Source organism: Leifsonia sp. ZF2019 (genome assembly GCF_019924635.1).
GTDB lineage: Bacteria > Actinomycetota > Actinomycetes > Actinomycetales > Microbacteriaceae > Leifsonia.
In genome coordinates, this window is the sequence record NZ_CP065037.1 from 1,723,060 (window position 1) to 1,743,641 (window position 20,582).

Sequence of the window (20,582 nt, forward strand, 5' to 3'; positions counted from 1 at the left end):
CGTCCCGTCGGCCCCGCGCGAACGGCAGGTCGGCGTGAGCGGGATCCGGTCGGCACTGCAGATCTCTGGCCAGTCTGGAGGTGGTGTCGCTCCGCAGCGCGGCACCCGACGACGACGAAGCCCCCGGCCGCGCTGCTTTCAGCGTGACCGGGGGCTTCTTCTGCTGGTGCGCCCCCAGGGACTTGAACCCTGAACCCATTGATTAAGAGTCAATTGCTCTGCCGATTGAGCTAGAGGCGCATTCGATTCGGTGACCCGAACCGAGGCTCAACATTAGCATCGGTTTCGGCCGCTCCGCCAATCGAGTGATCCTCGGGTGTGTCGGCGGTCAGCGGAGCTCCTTGCGGGGCATGACGACCTCTTTGATGATCAGGATGATGCCGGCGGAGATGGGGATGGCGACCAGGGCGCCGGGGAGGCCGAAGAGCGTGGAGCCGGCGAGGGCGGAGATGAGGACGACGGAGCCGGGGACCTGGACCGCCTTGCCCATGACCTTGGGGGTCAGGATGTACGCCTCCACCTGCATGTAGATCAGCATGAAGATGAGGACGACGACCGCGCTCACAGGGGAGTGGATAAGTGCGAGGACGGTCATCACCGCCGTGGTCAGGACCGTTCCGATGAGCGGGATGAGCGTGATGAAGAACGCGGCGAGACCGATGAGGAATGCTCCGGGGACGCCCGTGACGACGAGGAGGATCGTGCTGTAGACGGCGTTGAAGAATGCGAGGACGACCATCCCGCTCAGGTACTTGCCGAAGTTCTGCAGGATGCGCTCGGTGTACTTGGTGAAGCTGTCGCGGTGCGACTTCGAGACGAGCCGGTACAGGGAGGCCTTGGTCGCGTCGTAGGAGGCGATGAAGTAGAGCGTCAGGATGGCGATGAAGAAGCCGGTCGTGAGGCCGTTGACGACCGAGAGGCCGAACCCGACCAGCCCCGAGCCGACGCTCGCCCAGAGCTGTGGTTCCTGCACCTCCTTCGCGATCCAGTTGAGGGCGGCGGCGAGGGTGCCGTTGCTGGTCTCATTGGCGGGGTCGAACCACCCTTGCGCCTTCAGGGCGGCGATCTGCTTGGGGATCGAGACCGCGAGCGACTGGATCTGCTCGATCACCAGGGGGAGCACCACCCAGATGATCGCGACGATCACGCCGATGAGCAGGAGGCTGACGGTGACGATCGCCCAGCCGCGCTTCATGCCGCGGCGCTGGAACCAGCGGATCAACGGGTCCAGGCCGACGGTCGCGAACGCCGCGAGGAACACCGAGAAGATGATCGAGCGCAGCCCGTACAGCATGAGGCCGGTGACCACCGCACCCACCGCGCCCAGCGTGATCAGATAGCCGAACAGCAGCGGGCTGCGGTTCACGAGCGGCTCCGAGCGTCGCTCCTCGATCGCACGGGAGGCCGGGGTCGCCGGCGGACGGGTGAAGCGCATCGCGCCCTCCTTCAGGTTCCAGCTGAGCGTATTGGCCGCGCTGATGGGCGACAAGTGCAACACGCACCGCATGGACGCGCGGCGGCACAGCGCATTTGCGTCTTGTGGCACTGGAGGCGGCGGACGAGACTGAACGGAACGGTCGCGGAGGACCGCGGCCGCCGACGACCGAGGAGGACGCGTGGAGTACAAGGACATTCCCACCAAGGCCGACATCGAGCGGATCGCCGCACATCGCGAACCGGGCTGCGTGAGCATCTATCTGCCCACGGGCACCACCCCGCCGGAAGCGGACCGGGCACGCATCGAGCTCAAGAACCATCTCAGCCAGGCGGTCCGCGCGCTCGAGTCCCTCGGCGTGGCCAAGGCCCGGGTCGGGGCCGTGCAGGCCGAGGGGGAGCTGATCCTGGAGGACCGCGACTTCTGGCGCTACCAGTCCCGCTCACTCGCGGTCTTCCTCGACGGCGAGGTGGCCGAGACCTTCCGCCTCCCGAACCGACTGAACGGCGCGTGCGAAGTCGCCGACCGCTTCTACGTCAAACCGCTGCTGCGCGCAGTCACCTTCCCCCAGTCCGCCCTCATCCTCGCACTCGCGCAGAACTCGGTGCGGTTGATCCGGATCGCCGCGGAGGCGCCTCCCACCGTGGTGGAGGTCGAGGGGATGCCGCAGGACGTGGCATCGGCCGCGGGCCTGGCCTCGATCAGCGGGCGCTCGCCCGACGGACGCATCCAGGGCTCCGAAGGCCAGAAGGTGCGGATGCTGGAATACGTGCAGGCGATCGACCGGGCGCTGCACCCGCTGCTCGCGAACAGCACGGAGCCGCTCATCCTGGCCGCGGCGGAGCCGCTGAGCGGCATCTTCCGCGGCGCGAGCGCCTATCCCCATCTCGTCGAGGAGACCATCGGCGGCAATCCCGAGGACAAGACCGACGAGGAGCTCTCCGCCGCCGCCCGAGGCGTGCTCGACGCCGTCTACGCCCGCAGGACGGAGGAGATCAAGGACGATTTCGAGGCGCGGATCGCTGCGGGCACGGCGCTCGTCGACCTCAGCGACATCGCACGTGCGGCGACGTTCGGCGCGGTCGAGGCGCTCGTCTTCGACATCGACCGTCGCGTGCCGGGAACCGTCGACGACGAGAGCGGTGCGATCAGCTTCGCGCCCGACGACGCGCCCGGATACTACGGAGTCGTCGACGAGATCATCCGCCGGTCGCTGGCCTCCAAGGCGAGGGTCTACGCCGTCCGCTCCGAGGACGTGCCGGGTGGAGGCGCGGTCGCGGCCGCGGTGCGGTTCCCGGTCTGAGCCGGGACGCGCCCGCCGTGGCGCTCGGCCCTAGCCGCGGCCGAGCGAGAGAACGAGGGACTCCTGCACGACGGCGAGCCAGTCGAAGACCGTCCGGCGGATCTGCGACTCCTCGTCGTGCTGGTCGCCCTCGTCGCCGTCCTGCACGATGCCGAGGCGTGCCGCGAGCACGAGCCGGATGTCGGTGAGGCAGCGCAGCCAGGCCGTCGCCTGTGCCTCGTCCAGGGTGACATCCACCCGGGAGGCGTCGGAGCGGGCGAGGCATTCGACGACGATGCGCGCGTTGAGGGCCTTGCGCTCGGCGATCCCGTCCGCGGTGAACCGGCGGAACTCGGCGGAGGCCTTCGCGTCGCCCGGGTAGGCGTCGGGCATCAGGCGGATGAGGGCCGGGTCGGCGCGCAGGTCGTCGTCGACCGCGGCGGCCTCGGAGGCGAGCTCGGCGGCGTCCGCGGCGAGCCGCAGGAGGAGTTCGGCCTCCTCCGGCTCGAAGCGGGCGGTGACGCTCCCGTGGCCCGCCGGGCGGAACAGCCTCATGCGTCCGCCTTCGTCAGCGTGGCCCAGAGACCGTAGTCGTGCATCGCCTCCACGTGCCGCTCCATCTCCTCGCGCGTCCCGGTCGCGACGACGGCGCGGCCCTCGGTGTGTACCAGCATCATGAGCCGTTCGGCCTCCCGGCGGGGATACCCGAAATAAGTCTGGAACACGTGCGTCACGTAGGACATGAGGTTCACGGGGTCGTTCCAGACGAGGGTCACCCACGGCGACCCGAGCTCCAGGCGCTCCTCGACCCCGAGGGCGCCCTCGGTACGTTCCGCCGGTCGGGCGTCCGTCACCGGCCGGCCGCCGCGATCGCGTCCGCCGCGCGCACCAGAGTGAGGTGGGTGAGCGCCTGCGGGGTGTTGCCGGCCTGCGACCGCCCGTCGACGTCGTACTCCTCGGAGATCATGCCGACGTCGTTGGCGAGCGCCACCAGGCGGTCCATGAGTCGCGTCGCGTCGTCCAGGCGGTGCGAGCGTGCGTACTGCTCCACCAGCCAGAACGAGCAGGCGAGGAACGGGTGCTCCCCGGGAGGGAGACCGTCGACCCCCTTCTCCGTGCGATAGCGCAGCACCAGCCCGTGACGCAGCAGATCCTCCTCGATCGCCCGCACGGTGCCGAGCATCCGCGGGTCCTCCCAATCGCAATAGCCGACCTGCGCCAGTTGGAGCAGCGAGGCGTCGACCTCGGAGGAGCCGTAGTGCTGCACGTACGTGCCGCGCACGGCGTCGAACCCGTTGGCCTCGATGTCGGCGCGCACTTCGTCGCGCAGCGCACGCCAGCGCACGACGGGGCCGTCCAGACCGTCGCGCTCGACGGCCTGGATGGCGGAGTCGAACGCGGCCCACACCATTGCGCGGGAATGGGTGAAGGCCTGCGGCTCGCCCCGGATCTCCCAGATTCCGTGGTCGGCATCCCGCCAGTGCTGTTCCAGGTACCCCAGGAGCGCACGCTGCAGCGCCCAGGAGAACTTCGTCTCTTCGCTCCCGTCCTCGCGGCCGCGCCGGAGAGCGATCATGACCTCGCCGATCACGTCGCCCTGGAACTGCGTGGAGGCGCCATTGCCGACCCGAACGGGGTGCGCGCCCTGATAGCCGGGCAGCGACGACAGCTCCCGCTCCGCGAGGTCGCGCTCGCCGGAGAGGCCGTACATGATCTGCAGGTCGGCCGGGTCGCCGGCGATCGCCCGCAGCAGCCAGTCGCGCCAATGGTCGACATAGTCGTCGTACCCGTGCGCCAGCAGCACCGCGATGGTGAGGGAGGCGTCCCGCAGCCACACGTACCGGTAGTCCCAGTTCCGCTCGCCGCCGAACGCCTCGGGCAGGGAGGTGGTCGCCGCCGCCACGATCCCGCCGGTCTCGAGGTGGGTCAGCGCCCGCAGCAGCAGGAGCGATCGCACGACCTCGTCGCGGTACGGGCCGTCGTGGGAGCAGCCTGCTGCCCAGCCGGTCCACCAGCCGCGTGTCTCCCGGAGCGCGTGCTCGACGTCGAGGGCCTCGGGGGTCGGCCGGTGGGAGGGGAACCAGGTCAGGCTGAGGTCGACGGTCTCGCCGGCCTTCACGTCGAACTCGCCGTGGTGCGAGTGATCGGCTGCGTGCAGCATCGGCCCGCGGACGACGATCGCGTCGGGGCCGGCCACCGCCACCAGGGCGGACGGCCGTTCGGAGGTGTCCTTACGCACCCACGGCACGGCCGAGGCGTAGCCGAAGCGGATGCGGAGGTCCTGCTGCATCCGCACCGTCCCGCGCACGCCGCGCACCCGCCGCACCACATCGGCACGATGGTCGCCCATGGGCATCGCGTCGGTGACTTCCACTTCGCCGTCCGGCGTGCGCCAGCGCGTCACCAGGATCATCGTGTCGCCGTCGTAGCGGCGCGTGCTCTCGGCGGTGGCGTCCGTGGGGGCGACGAGCCAGCGGCCGTGATCCTCGGTGCCGAGCAGGGCCCCGAACATCGACGCGGAGTCGTAGCGGGGCAGGCACAGCCAGTCGATGCTGCCGTCCTTGCCGACGAGCGCTCCGGTGAAGCAGTCACTGATCAGGGCGTAATCCTCGATGGGGAGCGACATATCCCCAGTATGGCCGTACTGTGAAGTCCATGACGCAGTCGGTCGACACTCTCGCGATTCTCGGAGCGAGCGGCGATCTCTCCGCCCGCCTTCTCCTCCCCGCCATCGGCCAGTTGCTCTCGGATCACCCCGACCGGCGCTTCCGGCTGGTCGGCGCCGGCTTCGAGGACTGGACCGACGCGCATTGGCGCTCGGTGGTGCGGGCATCGTTCAAGACCATCCGGGCCTCGGGCCCGACGGTCGAGCGCGTGCTGAAGGAGACCGTCTACGTGCAGGCGGACGTCACCCGCGCGGACGACCTCCAGCGCATCTTCGACGCGTGCGAGGGAGCTCCCGCGCTCTACTTCGCGCTCCCGCCCGCGATCACTGCCAAGGCGTGCGCCGTTCTCGGGACGATGCACCTGCCGCGCGGTCTGACGCTCGCGCTCGAGAAGCCGTTCGGCACGGACAAGCGCAGCGCGATCGCGCTCAACAAGCAGCTCGCGACGCTCGTGCCGGAGGAGCGCATCCACCGCGTCGACCACTTCCTCGGCCGGTCCACGGTCTTCAATCTGATCGGCCTGCGGTTCGCGAACAGCATCCTCGAGCCGCTGTGGAACGCCGACCACATCGAGCGCGTCGACATCGTCTATGACGAGACGCTCGCGCTCGAGGGGCGCGCCCGCTACTACGACAACGCCGGCGCCCTGGTCGACATGATCCAGAGCCACCTGCTGCAGGTCCTCGCCATCGTGGCGATGGAGCCGCCGTCGACCCTCGACGCGACCGACCTGCGCGACGCGAAGGCGACCGTCCTGCGCGCGACCCGGGTGTGGAAGGACAGCCCGAAGGAGTCCAGCAGACGCGCCCGCTACACCGCCGGCACCGTCGAGGGCGAGTCGGTCCCCGCCTACGTCAAGGAGCCGGGTGTCGACCCCGCGCGGGGCACCGAGACGCTCGCCGAGGTGACCGTGCAGATCGACACCTGGCGCTGGGCCGGCGTGCCGTTCACGCTGCGGTCGGGCAAGGCGCTCGGGGAGCGGCGGCGGGAGGTCGTCGTCACGTTCAAGCCGGCCCGGCACGTCCCGAAGGGCCTCAGAGGCACCCGCGAGCCGACGGTGCTGCGCGTCATGCTCGCCCCCGACGAGATGTCCCTGGAGATCAACATCAACGGCCCGGGCGACCCGTTCGAGATCGAGCGGGCGGCGATGCGGTTGGAGTTCGGCCCGGGCCAGCTGCTGGCCTACGCGGAGGTGCTGGAGGGCATCCTCGACGGCGACCCGGCGCTGTCGGTGCGTGCCGACACGGCGGTCGACTGCTGGCGCATCGTGGCGCCGGTGCTGACGGAGTGGGCGAAGGACGAGGTCCCGCTGCAGAACTACCGAGCGGGGTCGGCGGGTCCGGCGTCGTGGAAGAGGGTGGGCTGATCCGGCCGCGCGAGCGGACGGCGGTCGTCAGGCGGCGTTGCGCTCGGCGATCGCCGGGATCTCGCCCGTGACGGGCTTGCGGAGGTCGGTCCAGACGGTGATCGGGGCAGGCTCCCAGCTGAACGCGGCGGGCTCGCCCTGGTCGGCCGTCCGGGTGCTGTCGGCCGCCGGGGTCTCCTCCGGCTCGGCCAGGTGCTGCGGCTCGGTGACGGCGCCCATGTCGCCGGCTTCCAGGCGCCGGCGGGCGTCGACCAGGGCGGCGGCGATCCCGACGGAGACCGACTGCGCGAGCACGGAGTGGAAGATCGTGTCGGTGTCGTCGGCGGACCGGCGCGAGACCGTCCACTCGCCGTCCTCGCCGATCAGCGCGGCGATCTTCCCGTGCACGATCTCGAGGATCTGCGCATCCGTCAACTGAGGCACCGGCGCCGCCGGAACCTCGGCTGCGGCGTGCCGCCTGCGTCCAAACATCGCGATACCCCTCTCCTGGCCCTCGTCGTATACCAGTGTCGGTGAGGAACGCGCCCTCTCCCTCCCGGACACGCCGGTTGACCAGCGGAAATCCGCGGGAGAGCGAGGTTCAGGAGCTCTTGCGGGCGCCGAGCGGCTTGGATTCGCGCTCGGCCGCCTCCTTGGACTCGTCGATGACGGTGCCGATCGCGATCGCCAGCGAGATGGCTGCGCCGATCCAGAGCAGCGGAACGCGCCAGTCGCGCACCCCGTTCTTCGTCGACTGGATGGTGGTCCACAGACCGAGGACGGCCGAGATCACCGCACCGTTGAAGACGTACTTGCGCATCCGCATCCTTCCGCTCTCCCCGTAGCGTACGCTGCCTACGGCGCCGGAGGGACCCGGCCAGGACGGAAGGGACCGGATGCGCACTGCGTTGGTGGGAGCGGTGCTCCTGATTCTCGGCGTGATCGCCGTCGCCGTCGGCATCCTCCCGCTGCCGGAGGTGGCCGAGCTGTGGGACCGCGTGTGGCCCATCCTGCTTTTCGTCGTCGCGGTGACCGTCGTCACGGAGCTCGCCGCGGAGGCTGGGCTGTTCACCTGGGTGGCGCAGCGCACGGCGCGGTGGGGGCGCGGCCGCGCGTGGGTGCTCTGGCTGTTCGTCGTTCTCGTCGCCGCCCTCTGCACCGTGTTCCTCTCGCTGGACACCACAGCGGTGCTGCTCACGCCGGTCGTGATCGTGCTCGCCCGCCACGCGGGACTCAACCCCCTGCCGTTCGCGCTGACGACGGTGTGGATGGCGAACGCCGGCTCGCTGCTGCTGCCGGTGTCGAACCTCACGAACCTGCTGGCGCAACACGCCATGGGCGATCCGTCGCCCGCAGCCTTCGCCGCGCTCATGTGGGCGCCCGCCGTGGTCGCGATGGTCGTGCCGATGGTCGCCGTGTTCCTCATCTCCCGGCGCTCCCTGGTCGTGCGCTACGAGGCGGGGGAGGAGGAGCCGGTCGGCGATCGGGTCCTGTTCACGGCCAGTGCGGTCGTCGTGGTGGCGCTGGTACCGCTGCTCGTCTCGGGGCTCCCGGTGTGGCTGCCCGCGTCGGCAGCCGCCGTCGCGCTCGCCGTCGTGTTCCTCGTCCGCCGCCGCTCGGTGCTCCGGTTCGGCCTCGTCCCGTGGCAGCTCGTCGTGCTCGCCTCCGGCCTCTTCCTGTTCATCGAGGCGCTGCACGCCCTCGGGCTCGGCCAGCTGCTCGCCGCCGTGTCCGGGACGGGGGACTCCCCGCTGGCGCTCCTGCGCCTCTCGCTGACCGGGATGGTCGGCGCCAACGCCATCGACAACCTCCCGGCCTATCTCGCCCTGGAGCCCGTCGCCGGGTCGCCCGTGCGCCTCGCCGCCCTCCTGATCGGCGTCAACGCGGGACCGCTGATCACCCCGTGGGCCTCGCTCGCGACTCTCCTCTGGCATCAGCGCCTGACGTCGTTCGATGTGGACCTGCGCTGGAGGCGCTACGTGCTGCTCGGGCTCGTGGTCGCGCCGCTCACCGTGGTGCTGGCGACGCTGGCGCTGGCAGTGACCGCCTGAGGCCGGCGCCGCGTCGCGCCACTACTCCGCGGGCAGCAACTGCGCCGCCCGCACCACGCGCCTGCGTGCGATGGCGAAGAGGGCGAGGCCGAACCCCAACGCGGCCCAGAGCAGCAGGCCGCCGAGTCCGCGCCAGACGTCCGAGCTGCCGGCCACGACACCCTGCAGCGCTGTGATCGCCGGCGAGGTCGGCAGCCACGGTATCGCGGCGTCGAAGAACGCGGGCGCCGTCGACACGATCCCCGAGGCCAGCGTGACCACGACGACCAGCATGGAGAGGAACCGTCCGACACCGCCGAGGAGCGCGACGAGCCCGTGGTTGACCGCGGCGAACGCGACCCCCACGCCGATCGCGACCGCCGCGAAGCCGAACCACCGTCCCGCGTCGAGCGAGAGCGCCGGCTGCATGATGGCCGCGACGAGCACGCCCTGCACCGCGCCGAGGACAGCGGCGGGGACGAACCCGTCCAATACGATCAGCCCTGCGGCGCGCGAGGTCAGCAGCGCGCGCCGCGAGACGGCCTGCAGCACGAGGAACGACGCGAGCGCGCCCAGCCAGAGCGCGACGGAGGCGAACAGCGGGATGCTCGTCGAACCGAACGCGGAGGTGCCGCTGGTCTTCTGCGTCACCGGATCGGAGACGACGGACGCCAGATTGGTGCGCTCGCCGGAGTCGTAGCTCGGCAGCTGTGCCACGGCCGACTTCAGGCCGGAGGCGAGGGAGGCCGCACCCGAGGCCGACTGGTCGGCGCCGGAGGCGAGCGGTGCGACACCCGAGGCGAGCTGCGAGACGCCGTCGGAGAGCTGCGCGGCACCGCTCGCGGACTGGGACGCGCCCGACGCGACCTGGGCGGCGCCGGAGGCGGACTGCTGGGTGCCGGAGGCGAGCTGCTGGGCGGCCGTGGCGGATTGGGCGATTCCGTCCGTGAGGGTGGGGAGGCTCTTCGAGTACTTCGACGCGCCGGCGGCCGTCTGGGCGGCCGCGTCGACGAGGCTGGGCTGGCCATCTGCCGCCGTTGTCATCCCCTTCGCGATCGCGGCTACCTGAACGCACACCGGGTCGGCCGCGGGACAGCTCGCGGCGAGGGCGTCGAGCGCGGCAGATGTCTTGGACACGCCGCTGGACACTCCCGATGTTCCCGTCGCGATCTGATCGGCGCCCGCTTGGACGTCGCCCATCGAGTTCTGGATCGTCGAAAGCCCGCCCGCGAGTCCCGACGCTCCGTCGGACAACTTCGCGAGCCCGCTCGACAGCCCGCTCGCCCCCGAGCTCAGCTGCGCGGTCCCGCTCGCCAGCGACGACGCTCCCGTGGAGAGCTGCCCGGCGGCGTCGTTCAACTGGTGGGTGCCGCTCGTCAGCTGGGTGAGGCCGTCGGAGAGCGAGGCGGCACCGGTGGCGGCCTGGCCGATCTGGTCGTGCAGGGTGTTGAAGCCGACGTAGACGTTCTCGAGGTAGGTCGACGTGAGCTGCTTGTTGAGCACCGTCGTGGCCGTGCTCGTGACGACCTGGCTGATCGCGGGGTCGACGAGTTTCGACTTGTCGCTGGTGCGCACGTCGATCGTCGCCTGCGTGGCGTCGGCGGCGTCGCCCGAAGGGGAGGTCGCCGCCTTCGAGAACGATTTCGGGATGGTGACCACCGCGACGTAGGTGCCGTCGGCGATGCCCGCGTCGGCGTCCTTCTGATCGGTGAGCACCCAGGAGAAGTTGTCGTTCTCGCTGTCGAGCAGCCCGGCCGAGAGCTGGCGGCCCAGCGGCACGGTCTTGCCGTCGACCTTCACGGGCTGGTCCAGGTTGACGACCGCGGCCTTGACATCGCCGAGACGCTCGGTCGGGTTCCACAGCGCCCAGACGAGCAGGCCGCCGATGGTGAGCGGCACGAGCACGATGCCGACGATGGTGAGCCAGGTGATGCGCTTGTCGGAGCGCACGCGCTCCAACGAGAACAGCGAGCGGGGCCGGCGGAGGGGGGAGGGGGTGGTCATCAGGCGTTCGCCTTCTCGAGGTGGGCCGGCTGGTGGGCCGTGCGGTCGGGGGAAGCGGTGGGGTCGTCCGGCAGGAGCACGGTGCCGGTCTCGACCCCGTCGGGGAGCAGATCGTCGAGGCCGGACGGGTCGACGCAGCTGACGACGAGCGCGAACGGGCGCTGCTCGACGCGGGCGCGGCTGAGCGCGGCCGTCAGCTCCGAGTGGATGCGGCGCCGCTCCACGGGATCGGTTACGGCGTCGACGGCGTCGAGCGCGAGCAGCTGCGGTCGGCTGGCGAGGGCGCGCCGCACGTCGTCGACCGGGGTGTCGGAGGCGTCGAGGCGGACGACGGAGGTGCGGGAGCGCACGCCCGAGCCACGTGTCGGGAGTACCAGGCCGGCGACCTTCATCGTGCCGGCGTCCGGCTTGGTGCGGCCGGACACGGCCATCAGCAGGGTCAGCGCGGCGGTGCGGTCGTCGCCGTGGACGACGAGCACCTCGCCGTCGCCGAGCCGGAACGAGACGTCGCGGAGCACCGGACGGCCACGCACGCTCACCGCGAGACCGTCCGCCGCGGCGACGAAGCGCGCGCCGGGCTCCGGCCACTCCGCCAGTTCCAGCTCCTTCTGCAGGCCGTCGCCCTCCACGTCGAACGAGGGGAGGACGCGGTCGAGCCAGCGCGGCATCCACCATGCTTTGTCGCCGAGGAGCTGCAGTACCGCGGGAACCAGCGTCATGCGCACGATGAAGGCATCGACGAAGACGCCCACCGCGAGGCCGAGGGCGATCGGCTTGATGGAGGTGTCACCCTCCGGGACGAACGCGGCGAAGACGGAGATCATGATGATCGCGGCCGCGGTGACGACCTTGGCGGAGCCGACGAAACCGCTCTGCACCGCGCGCCGCGCATCTTTGCCGTGCACATAGTCCTCGCGGATCCGGCTGACGAGGAACACCTCGTAGTCCATCGCGAGGCCGAACAGCACGCCCATGAGGATGATCGGCATGAAACTGATCACGGGACCGGTCTTGTCCACGTGCAGCGCGTCGGCGAGCCACCCCCATTCGAAGACCGCGGTCACCGCGCCGAAGGCGACGCCGACGGAGAGCAGATAGCCGAGCGCGGCTTTGATGGGCACGGCGATCGAGCGGAACACCATCGTGAGCAGCACGAGCGAGAGACCGACGACGAGGATGCCGAACGGCAGCAGAGCCCCCGCGAGGCGGTTGGAGACGTCGATCTGGGCGGCGGTCGTCCCCGTCACCTTGAGATCGACCCCGTACTCGTCGAGGAAGTGCTGGTGCTTGGCCCGCAGCTCGGCGACCAGGTCGGAGGTGCGCTGGTCGTCGGGGCCCGTCGTCGGGATGACCTGGACGATGCCGGTGTCCGCGGTCGCGTTCGGCGTCGCCAGTGGCACCGCGGCGACACCGGGCAGGTCCGCGATCTCCGCGCCGATCTTGTCCATCAGCCCGACCGGGTCGGTGCTGGAGATGATCGAGCCGGTGACGATCAGCGGGCCGTTGTAGCCGGGGCCGAAGTGCTCCGAGATCAGGTCGTAGGTGATGCGGGCGGGGTCGTCGGAGGCGTGCGAGCCCGCGTCCGGAAGGGCGAGCCGCAGCTGCATCGCGGGCAGGGCGGCGATCCCGAGCGCGACGACGACCGCGACCACCGTGACGATCGGGAAGCGGGTGACGGCGCGGACCCAGCCGCGGAAGAAGCCGCGTGGGATCTCGGCCGTCGCGGCGTGCGCGAGGCTGGGCGTCGCGGAGGGGGTGGATGCGGATTCCGCGGGCGCGTCGGCAGAGTCGGGCGCCGTGGCCGCGGTCCCCGCGGAGGTCGACGCCCGCGCAGCGCGCTTCGCGGCGCGGCGGCCGGCGCGTCGTCCCGGAGTGATCCGCGCACCGGCGAAGCCGAGGAGCGCGGGCGTCAGAGTCAGTGCGACGAGAACGGCGACGGCGACGGCCGCCGAGGCGGCGAAGCCCATGGTCGTGAGGAAGGGGATGTTCGCCACGGCGAGCCCGGCCAGCGCGATGATCACCGTGATGCCCGCGAAGAGCACCGCGGACCCGGCTGTGGCGACCGAGCGGGCCGTCGACTCCTCGGGATCGACGCCGGCCTTCAACTGGCTCTGATGTCGCGAGATGATGAACAGCGAGTAGTCGATGCCGACCGCCAGGCCGAGCATGAGCGCGAGGAGCGGGGTGGTGGAGGAGATGGGGCCGAAGACGGTGGCGATGAAGATCAGCGCCATCGAGAGCGCGACGCCGAGCAGCGCCGTCGCCAGAGGCATCCCCGCGGCGATGATCGAGCCGAACGTCACGATGAGCACGACGAGCGCGATCCCCACGCCGACGAGCTCGGTGAGGGAGAGCGTCGGCAGGCTCTGGGAGAACAACTGCCCGCCCACCGCGACCCGCGAGCCGTCGGGGAGCTCCTTCTGCAGCTCGGCCCCCGCGTCTTTCAGAGCGGTCTTCGTCTCCGCGGTGACGGTGGTCTGCTGGCCGGTCAGCTGCACGGTGATGATCGCCGCCGTGCGGTCGTCCGAGATGAGGTTCTTGACGGTCGTGCTGTACGGGGAGGTCGCCCCCGACACCCCGTCGACCTTCGCGAGGTCGGCGACGGTGGACTCCACGGGGTGCGTGATCGCGGGCTGGTCGACGGTCTCGCCCTCGGGCGCGACGACCACGATCTGTGCGCTCGTCCCGCTGACCTGCGGGAAGGTGCGGCTCAGCGTGTCGAGCGCCTCCTGCGACTCGGTGCCCGGGATGCTGAAGGTGTTGTCGGTGCCGTGGTTGAACGCGACCGCGCCGCCGGCGAGCAGCACGAGCAGCAACAGCCACAGCGAGACGACCAGCTTGCGGGCGCGGAAGGCCCAGCGGCCGATCGAATACAGGAGTGAGGACACACGTTCTCCAGCGGTGAGGTGACCAGCGGCGTCACGGAATGATGAGTTTCGATACACCGTTGTATCCGATGCTCGACTGTATCGGATACACTCGTGTATCTGGAACTCGACTCAGGAAGGTTTCAGCTTGGACAGCACAGCTCTCACAGAAGGACACGAGGATGCGCCCGTCGAGGATGCACCCGTGGAGTCGGCGCGCCGCCGTCGCACCCGGGCTCGGCTGCTGGACGCCGCATTCGACGTGTTCGCCGAGCAGGGCGTCCGCGCGGCGAGCGTCGAGACGATCGCCGAGGCGGCCGGTTTCACCCGCGGCGCCTTCTATTCGAACTTCTCCACCAAGGAGGAGCTGTTCTTCGCGCTGATGGAGCGCGAGAAGACCATGCGGCTCGAGCAGCTCGACCTCGGCCTGGCCCAGCACCTCGCCCCGCTCGTCGACGCCGGGGTGGTGGAGCTCGACGACGCACAGGTGCTGGACATCGTCACGAAGATCCTGGAGCTGCAGTCCGACGACCGCCGCTGGTGGCTCGTGCAGTCGGAGTTCCAGCTGCTCGCCCTGCGCGACCCCGCGATCGCGGGCGGCTACCTCGCCTTCCAGGACGGTTTCTACAGCGACCTGACCGAGGTCGTCGTCGCGGCACTGGCGAGCGCCCGCCGGCGCTTCACGATCGAGCCGGCGGAGGCGGTCCGTGTGATCGCAGACCTGTGCGCCAGCGAGGAGGCGCGCGCACTGCTCTCGGGCGACGAGCGCAAGTTCTCGGAGCGGCTGTCGGAGAGCGTGCCCGCGGTGCTCCTGGCGCTGACGGAGCGCCTCTGACCGTCCGGCGGACGCACGGCGACATCGGAGCCGACGTCGAGCCGGGTTCGGTACGCTCGATCAGATGCGACGCAGAGCCCTCCCGAACGCACTCGCCGGCGTCCTCGCCGCCGCCGTGCTGACCCTGGTCGCCGCCTGCTCCGGCGCAGCCGACACCGCCCCGGCGGCCACGCCGCAGGCCGAGACGACTGCGACGCCGACCGCAACGCCGGACCCCTTCCCGCGCCGCCCGCTGACGGCGAGCACCCGCTACGTCGCGCTCGGGGACTCGTTCGCCGCGGGAATGGGCGGCGGCAACGAGACGGGCAAGTGCCGTTCGAGTTCGGCGAGCTATCCCGACGTCTTCACCAAGGAGGCCGGGATCGACCTGATCGTGAACGCGGCCTGCTCCGGGGCCACCACCTCCGACCTCCTGCGCAAGCAGCTCGTCTCGCTCGACGACCGGACGGACCTGGTCACCGTCAGCATCGGCGGCAACGATCTGGGTGTCGCCGCGATCGCCGCCGACTGTGCGGCGGGCAAGGCCGCGTCGTGCCGCAGCCAGCTGACCTCGGCGCTCTCGCTGCTCAACGTGCTCCCGGAGCGGCTGGCGACGGTCTACGACGCGATCCTCCAGGCGGCGCCCAACGCGCGCATCGTCGTGACCGGGTACGCCCTCATGTACGACGCCTCGAACCCGGACGCCAAGGACTTCGGCATGGCGGCCGCGATCAATGCGGCCACGATCGGCCTCAACCAGGTGATCGACGACGCGGTGGACGCCGAGCGCGCCAAGGGCGCGCCGATGACGTATGTCGGGGTCGACTTCGCCGGACACGCCATCGGGAACGCGAAGCCGTGGGTCCACACGAGCGGCGTGGACGCGTTCCACCCGACGGCGGACGGCTACGCCGAGTACGCGAAGCAGCTCGTGCGGCGTCTCGGCACCGCCGGCTGACGTCGCGGAGCTCGTCGGAACCCTTCAGCCCGCGGCGGCGCTGCTGTGATCCCGCGCGAACGCGAGGGTCTCGCGCAGCAGGTCCCGCCGCTCCGCACCCGAGCGCGCTTTTCGCGTGTTGACCTCGGCGACCACCGAGCCCGACCATCCCGAGCCGGCGAGCAGCCGGAGCACCTCGGCGACGGGCTGGGTCCCGCGCCCCGGCACCAGGTGCTCGTCGAAGACGCGCGCGTCGTCGAGCGCGCCCGAGCCGTCGCACAGGTGCACGTGGCGAAGCCGGTCGCCCAGCTCCTCCGCCATCCGCAGGCCGTCGACGCCGCTGAGCGCCGCGTGGGAGAAGTCGAGCGTGACCGCGTCGCAGTCCATCGGCAGCGGGTTCCAACCGGGGGAGTAGGCCGCCATGCCCCGGCCGGCCACCTTCCACGGGAACATGTTCTCGACCGCGACCGTCACGCCCGTCGCCGCGGCCGTCCGCCGCACGATCCGGAGGAAGTCCTCGGCGTACTCGGACTGCCAGCGGAACGGCGGGTGCACCACGACCGTGTCGGCGCCGAGCTCCGCGGCGAGCGCCGCCGACCGCTCCAGCTTGATGCGCGGGTCGCGCCCCCAGACGAAATGGGTGAGCAGGAGGACCGGGGCGTGGACACTGAGCACGGGGATGCCGTATCGCTCGGCCAGGGCGGCGAGCGGCGGTGCGGACTGCGTCGCCTCGTCGCGCGTGACCATCACCTCGACACCGTCGAAGCCCAGCTCGGCCGCGGTGCGGAAGGCCTCCTCGAGGCCGAGCGGGTAGACGCAGGTCGTGCCCATGCCGATGCGCATCACAGGCGCACTCTAGCCCCGGGCGCTGAACGCGATGTGTCCTCACGCCGAACGACGGCCCCGCGTCAAGGCCCCCGCCGACGCGCAGGGACGCTGGTACTGTGGCGAGCAAGCCACCCCCGCCGACCCGACCATCGACCCGAGGGAGAGGATCCACCATCTCAGCCCAGCCCGCCACCGCGTCCACGACCGACACCTACGAGTTGGTCATCGTCTCGAACCGCCTCCCGGTCGACCGGGTGATCGACGGCGACGGCGAGGCGAGCTGGCGGCCCTCCCCGGGGGGACTCGTCGCGGCGCTGGAGCCGGTGATGCGCGCGCAGGACGGCGTCTGGATCGGCTGGGCCGGTGTCTCGGGCGAGGAGATCGACCCGTTCGAGGCCGGCGGTATCAACATCCTCCCCGTTCCCCTCAGCGAGCAGGAGCTGCAGGAGTACTACGAGGGCTTCTCGAACGACACCCTGTGGCCGCTGTACCACGACGTGATCGCCCAGCCGAGCTATCACCGCGAATGGTGGGAGAGCTACGTGAAGGTCAATCGCCGGTTCGCGGATGCGGCTGCCGGTGCGGCCTCCTACGGCGCGGTGGTGTGGGTGCACGACTACCAGCTGCAGCTCGTCCCCGCCATGCTGAGGGAGACGCGGCCCGACCTGGTCATCGGCTTCTTCAACCACATCCCGTTCCCGCCGTACGGCATCTATTCGCAGTTGCCGTGGCGGCGCCAGATCATCGACGGGCTGCTGGGGGCGGACGTCATCGGGTTCCAGCGCGTCGCCGACGCGGGCAACTTCTCGCGCGCGGTCCGCCGCCTCAAGGGATACGAGACGCGCGGGCCGATCATCGAGGTTCCGATCGACAGCGACGACCCCGAGGCCGGGTCGCACCGCCATGTGACGACGAACCGGCACGGCGGTCTCGTGCGCACCGTCCTCGCCAGGGCCTTCCCGATCTCGATCGACGCGGAGCAGTATCAGGATCTCGCCCGCCGTCCGGACATCCAGGCTCGGGCGAAGGAGATCCGCGAGGAGCTCGGCAACCCGGAGACGATCATGCTCGGCGTCGACCGGCTCGACTACACGAAGGGCATCGGCCACCGGCTGAAGGCGTTCGGCGAGCTGCTGCGTGACGGCGACCTCTCGGTCGAGGACGTCACCCTCGTCCAGGTCGCGAGTCCCAGCCGCGAGCGGGTCGAGACCTACCGCCAGCTGCGCGACGAGATCGAGCTCACCGTCGGCCGCATCAACGGCGACTACGCCACCCTGGGCCACAACGCGGTCGCCTACCTCCACCACGGCTATCCGCGGGAGGAGATGGTGGCCCTCTACCTCGCCGCCGACATCATGCTCGTGACCGCCCTCCGCGACGGCATGAACCTCGTCGCCAAGGAATACGTCGCGACCCGGGTGGACGACGACGGGGTGCTGGTCCTGAGCGAGTTCGCCGGCGCGTCCGACGAGCTCCGCCAGGCTCTCCTCATCAATCCGCACGACATCGAGGGGCTCAAGGAGACGATCCTCCAGGCCGTCGCGATGCCCAAGCGCGACCGTGTCCGCCGCATGCGCGCCCTGCGCAAGAAGGTGCTCACCAACGACGTGGCCCGCTGGTCCGCGTCGTTCCTCGACGCGCTCACCCGCGCCGCGCACGGCGACCACCCGCTGCAGAACCCGCCGGTGAACCGCCGCTGAGCCGCTCCCGGTTCGCCCTCTCCTCCGTCCCGACCCGGAAAGCCGCATGACCGACACCGCCCCGCACACCCCTCCCGCCTCCGCCGTCGCCCTCGCGGCGGCCGTGCGCCGCCTCGCCGACGCCGACCGGCTGCTGATCGCGCTCGACTTCGACGGCACCTTGGCGCCGTTCGTGGACGTGCCGCGCGGAGCCCGCGCGCTTCCCGAGGCCAAGGCGGCGCTCGACCGGCTCGAGAAGCTGCCGGACACCTGGGTGGCCTACGTCTCCGGCCGACCGCTGGAGAGCCTCGAGGCCGTGACGGAGGCCGACGCGGACGCCTTGCTGATCGGATCGCACGGCGTCGAGATCCGCTTCGGGCGCGACGGCGTCTCGCTCGACCTGAGCGACGAGGAGCGCGCGACGCTCGAGCGGCTGGGGGAGGCGCTCGGACGGCTGGTGGACAGCGTCCCGGGGACGAAGCTCGAGGTCAAACCGGTCGGCTTCGGCGTGCATTACCGCACGGTGGAGGGGGACCGCGGGCCGGAGGTCGTCCGTCGCGCGTACGAGGCGGCCGGCGCTGTCAGCGACGCGCTCACCGTGCGCGACGGCAAGGACATCATCGAGTTCTCCGTGCGCGGCGCGAACAAGGGGGACGGCATCGAGCGGCTGCGCGAGTACACGCGGGCGACCGCCGTGCTGTTCGCCGGAGACGACGTCACCGACGAGGACGGCCTGCGCGTCCTGCGGCCGCAGGACGGCGACGTGGGGATCAAGGTCGGCACGGGGGAGACCGTGGCGCAATACCGGGTGGCGGACGAACGGGCGATCGCCACGCTGCTCACCCTGCTCGCCGACGCGCGCACCTCCTCCACAGCCTGAGGCGCCGCGCGGTCTCTCCACCGATCCGACGACGCATGGTCGGAGCGGCATCCGAGAAGTCCTAGAGTTGTCACATGCCAGAGATCGATTGGAAACCGCGCTCCCGCGTCGTCACCGACGGAATCGAAGCCACGACGAGCCGGGGCATGCTCCGCGCCGTCGGAATGGGCGACGAGGACTGGGAGAAGCCGCAGATCGGCATCGCCAGCTCCTGGAACGAGATCACCCCCTGCAACCTCTCCCTCGACCGCCTCGCACAGGGCGCCAAAGAAGGCGTCCACTCCGGCGGCGGCTACCCGCTCCAGTTCGGCACCATCTCCGTGTCCGACGGCATCTCGATGGGTCACGAGGGCATGCACTTCTCGCTCGTCTCCCGCGAGGTCATCGCCGACTCGGTCGAGACGGTCATGATGGCCGAGCGCCTCGACGGCACCGTGCTGCTCGCCGGCTGTGACAAGTCGCTCCCCGGCATGCTGATGGCCGCCGCGCGCCTCGATCTGTCCGCCGTGTTCCTCTACGCCGGATCCATCGCCCCCGGCTGGGTCAAGCTCTCCGACGGCACGGAGAAGGATGTCACGATCATCGACTCCTTCGAGGCCGTCGGCGCCTGCAAGGCCGGCAAGATGAGCGAGGAGGACCTCAAGCGCATCGAGTGCGCCATCGCTCCGGGCGAGGGCGCCTGCGGCGGCATGTACACGGCCAACACCATGGCGTCCGTCGCCGAGGCTCTGGGCATGAGCCTGCCCGGCTCGGCCGCGCCGCCGTCGGCGGACCGCCGGCGCGACTACTTCGCCCACCGCTCGGGCGAGGCCGTCGTCAACCTGCTCAAGCAGGGGATCACGGCCCGCGACATCCTCACCAAGAAGGCGTTCGAGAACGCGATCGCGGTCGCGATGGCGTTCGGCGGCTCGACCAACGTCGTCCTGCACCTGCTCGCCATCGCGAACGAGGCCGAGGTCGAGCTCACGATCGACGACTTCAACCGCATCGGCGACAAGGTGCCGCACATCGGCGACCTCAAGCCGTTCGGCAAGTACGTGATGAACGACGTCGACCGCCACGGCGGCGTCCCCGTCGTCATGAAGGCCCTGCTCGACGCCGGGCTCCTCCACGGCGACTGCCTCACCGTCACCGGCAAGACCGTCGCGGAGAACCTCGCAGAGATCAACCCGCCTGCTCCCGACGGCGAGGTCATGCGAACCCTCGACAACCCGATCCACGCCACCGGCGGTCTCACGATCCTCAAGGGATCGCTCGCCCCGGAGGGCGCGGTCGTCAAGACGGCGGGCTTCGACGCCCAGGTGTTCGAGGGTCCTGCCCGCGTGTTCGAGCGCGAGCGCGCGGCCATGGACGCCCTCACCGAGGGGCGCATCAACGCCGGCGACGTGGTCGTCATCCGCTACGAGGGTCCCAAGGGCGGCCCGGGCATGCGCGAGATGCTCGCCATCACGGCGGCCATCAAGGGCGCGGGGCTCGGCAAGGATGTACTACTATTGACGGACGGACGATTCTCAGGCGGCACAACCGGCCTGTGCATCGGCCACATAGCACCCGAAGCGGTGGACGCAGGTCCCATCGCCTTCGTGCGCGATGGTGATCTGATACGGGTCGATATCGCGGCTCGCTCCCTCGACCTACTGGTCGACGAGTCAGAGCTGACCGCCCGCCGTGACGGCTGGGCTCCTCTTCCTCCGCGCTATACCCGTGGCGTTCTCGCGAAGTACTCCAAGCTCGTGCACTCTGCAGCAGAAGGCGCGGTCACGGGGTAGCCCTTCGCTCCTCCAGCAGTCAACCGTTTCGTACGTAAGGGACCGA

Annotated in this window: 17 protein-coding genes and 1 tRNA gene; 8 read left to right on the top strand and 10 right to left on the bottom strand. The window is 70.6% G+C overall.

The annotated features are described in order from the left end of the window. Positions 1-164: 164 nt before the first annotated feature. Together IT072_RS08505 and IT072_RS08510 are read right to left on the bottom strand one after the other, a co-directional pair. Positions 165-240, bottom strand: a tRNA-Lys gene (locus IT072_RS08505). An 88-nt stretch (positions 241-328) separates the two neighbouring features. After that, a complete protein-coding gene (locus IT072_RS08510; RefSeq protein ID WP_223360508.1) occupies positions 329-1,435 on the bottom strand; it encodes an AI-2E family transporter in 1,107 nt (368 codons plus the stop codon). A 181-nt stretch (positions 1,436-1,616) separates the two neighbouring features. Here IT072_RS08510 and IT072_RS08515 point away from each other — a divergent pair, with 181 nt between their 5' ends. After that, a complete protein-coding gene (locus tag IT072_RS08515; RefSeq protein WP_223360509.1) occupies positions 1,617-2,738 on the top strand; it encodes a baeRF8 domain-containing protein in 1,122 nt (373 codons plus the stop codon). Between the two features lie 30 nt (positions 2,739-2,768). Here IT072_RS08515 and IT072_RS08520 read toward each other — a convergent pair whose 3' ends face one another. The 3 genes from IT072_RS08520 to IT072_RS08530 are packed head-to-tail and all read right to left on the bottom strand — an operon-like array spanning position 2,769 to position 5,343. After that, positions 2,769-3,272 carry a DUF2017 family protein gene (locus IT072_RS08520; RefSeq protein WP_223360510.1) on the bottom strand — a complete coding sequence of 168 codons (504 nt, stop codon included), beginning with the start codon at positions 3,270-3,272 and terminating at the stop codon, positions 2,769-2,771. Then, a complete protein-coding gene (gene clpS, locus IT072_RS08525) occupies positions 3,269-3,571 on the bottom strand; it encodes an ATP-dependent Clp protease adapter ClpS (protein WP_442786793.1) in 303 nt (100 codons plus the stop codon). The genes IT072_RS08520 and clpS overlap by 4 nt, the downstream gene beginning before the upstream one ends. Then, entirely contained in the window at positions 3,568-5,343 is a 1,776-nt protein-coding gene (locus IT072_RS08530; protein ID WP_223360511.1) for a glycoside hydrolase family 15 protein, read from the bottom strand. The genes clpS and IT072_RS08530 overlap by 4 nt, the downstream gene beginning before the upstream one ends. Before the next feature lie 29 nt (positions 5,344-5,372). On the opposite strand from IT072_RS08530, the gene IT072_RS08535 reads away from it, so the two are divergent. Further along, positions 5,373-6,749 carry a glucose-6-phosphate dehydrogenase gene (locus tag IT072_RS08535; RefSeq protein ID WP_223360512.1) on the top strand — a complete coding sequence of 459 codons (1,377 nt, stop codon included), beginning with the start codon at positions 5,373-5,375 and terminating at the stop codon, positions 6,747-6,749. A gap of 27 nt (positions 6,750-6,776) precedes the next feature. Here the strand turns inward: IT072_RS08535 and IT072_RS08540 are convergent, their stop codons facing one another. Both IT072_RS08540 and IT072_RS08545 read right to left on the bottom strand, forming a co-directional pair. Continuing rightward, a complete protein-coding gene (locus IT072_RS08540) occupies positions 6,777-7,220 on the bottom strand; it encodes a hypothetical protein (RefSeq protein WP_223360513.1) in 444 nt (147 codons plus the stop codon). A gap of 109 nt (positions 7,221-7,329) precedes the next feature. Beyond that, positions 7,330-7,548, bottom strand: a complete 219-nt coding sequence (locus IT072_RS08545) for a hypothetical protein (RefSeq protein WP_223360514.1) — start codon at positions 7,546-7,548, stop codon at positions 7,330-7,332. Between the two features lie 76 nt (positions 7,549-7,624). Here IT072_RS08545 and IT072_RS08550 point away from each other — a divergent pair, with 76 nt between their 5' ends. Then, positions 7,625-8,779, top strand: coding sequence for an SLC13 family permease (locus IT072_RS08550; RefSeq protein ID WP_223360516.1), 1,155 nt, complete (start codon positions 7,625-7,627; stop codon positions 8,777-8,779). Between the two features lie 21 nt (positions 8,780-8,800). Here IT072_RS08550 and IT072_RS08555 read toward each other — a convergent pair whose 3' ends face one another. Beyond that, positions 8,801-10,762 carry a YhgE/Pip domain-containing protein gene (locus IT072_RS08555; protein WP_223360517.1) on the bottom strand — a complete coding sequence of 654 codons (1,962 nt, stop codon included), beginning with the start codon at positions 10,760-10,762 and terminating at the stop codon, positions 8,801-8,803. Continuing rightward, a complete protein-coding gene (locus tag IT072_RS08560; RefSeq protein ID WP_223360519.1) occupies positions 10,762-13,650 on the bottom strand; it encodes an MMPL family transporter in 2,889 nt (962 codons plus the stop codon). Before IT072_RS08560 ends, IT072_RS08555 begins: the two co-directional genes overlap by 1 nt. A 127-nt stretch (positions 13,651-13,777) precedes the next feature. On the opposite strand from IT072_RS08560, the gene IT072_RS08565 reads away from it, so the two are divergent. Beyond that, positions 13,778-14,464 (top strand): TetR/AcrR family transcriptional regulator, encoded by a 687-nt coding sequence (locus tag IT072_RS08565; protein WP_223360520.1) that lies wholly within the window; start codon positions 13,778-13,780, stop codon positions 14,462-14,464. Positions 14,465-14,528: 64 nt separating this feature from the next. After that, positions 14,529-15,401, top strand: coding sequence for an SGNH/GDSL hydrolase family protein (locus tag IT072_RS08570; RefSeq protein WP_223360522.1), 873 nt, complete (start codon positions 14,529-14,531; stop codon positions 15,399-15,401). 24 nt (positions 15,402-15,425) lie between these two features. Here the strand turns inward: IT072_RS08570 and IT072_RS08575 are convergent, their stop codons facing one another. Then, complete coding sequence (locus IT072_RS08575) at positions 15,426-16,226, bottom strand: sugar phosphate isomerase/epimerase family protein (RefSeq protein ID WP_223360523.1); 801 nt, start codon at positions 16,224-16,226, stop codon at positions 15,426-15,428. A gap of 155 nt (positions 16,227-16,381) precedes the next feature. Between IT072_RS08575 and otsA the strand changes: the two genes are divergently transcribed. The 3 genes from otsA (at position 16,382) to ilvD (ending at position 20,536) form a co-directional block, all read left to right on the top strand. Further along, positions 16,382-17,908: an alpha,alpha-trehalose-phosphate synthase (UDP-forming) gene (gene otsA, locus IT072_RS08580; RefSeq protein ID WP_223360931.1), complete on the top strand. Its 1,527-nt coding sequence runs from the start codon at positions 16,382-16,384 to the stop codon at positions 17,906-17,908. 46 nt (positions 17,909-17,954) lie between these two features. Further along, a complete protein-coding gene (gene otsB / locus IT072_RS08585; RefSeq protein ID WP_223360524.1) occupies positions 17,955-18,767 on the top strand; it encodes a trehalose-phosphatase in 813 nt (270 codons plus the stop codon). 74 nt (positions 18,768-18,841) lie between these two features. Next, positions 18,842-20,536, top strand: coding sequence for a dihydroxy-acid dehydratase (gene ilvD / locus IT072_RS08590; protein ID WP_223360525.1), 1,695 nt, complete (start codon positions 18,842-18,844; stop codon positions 20,534-20,536). Positions 20,537-20,582 lie beyond the last annotated feature (46 nt).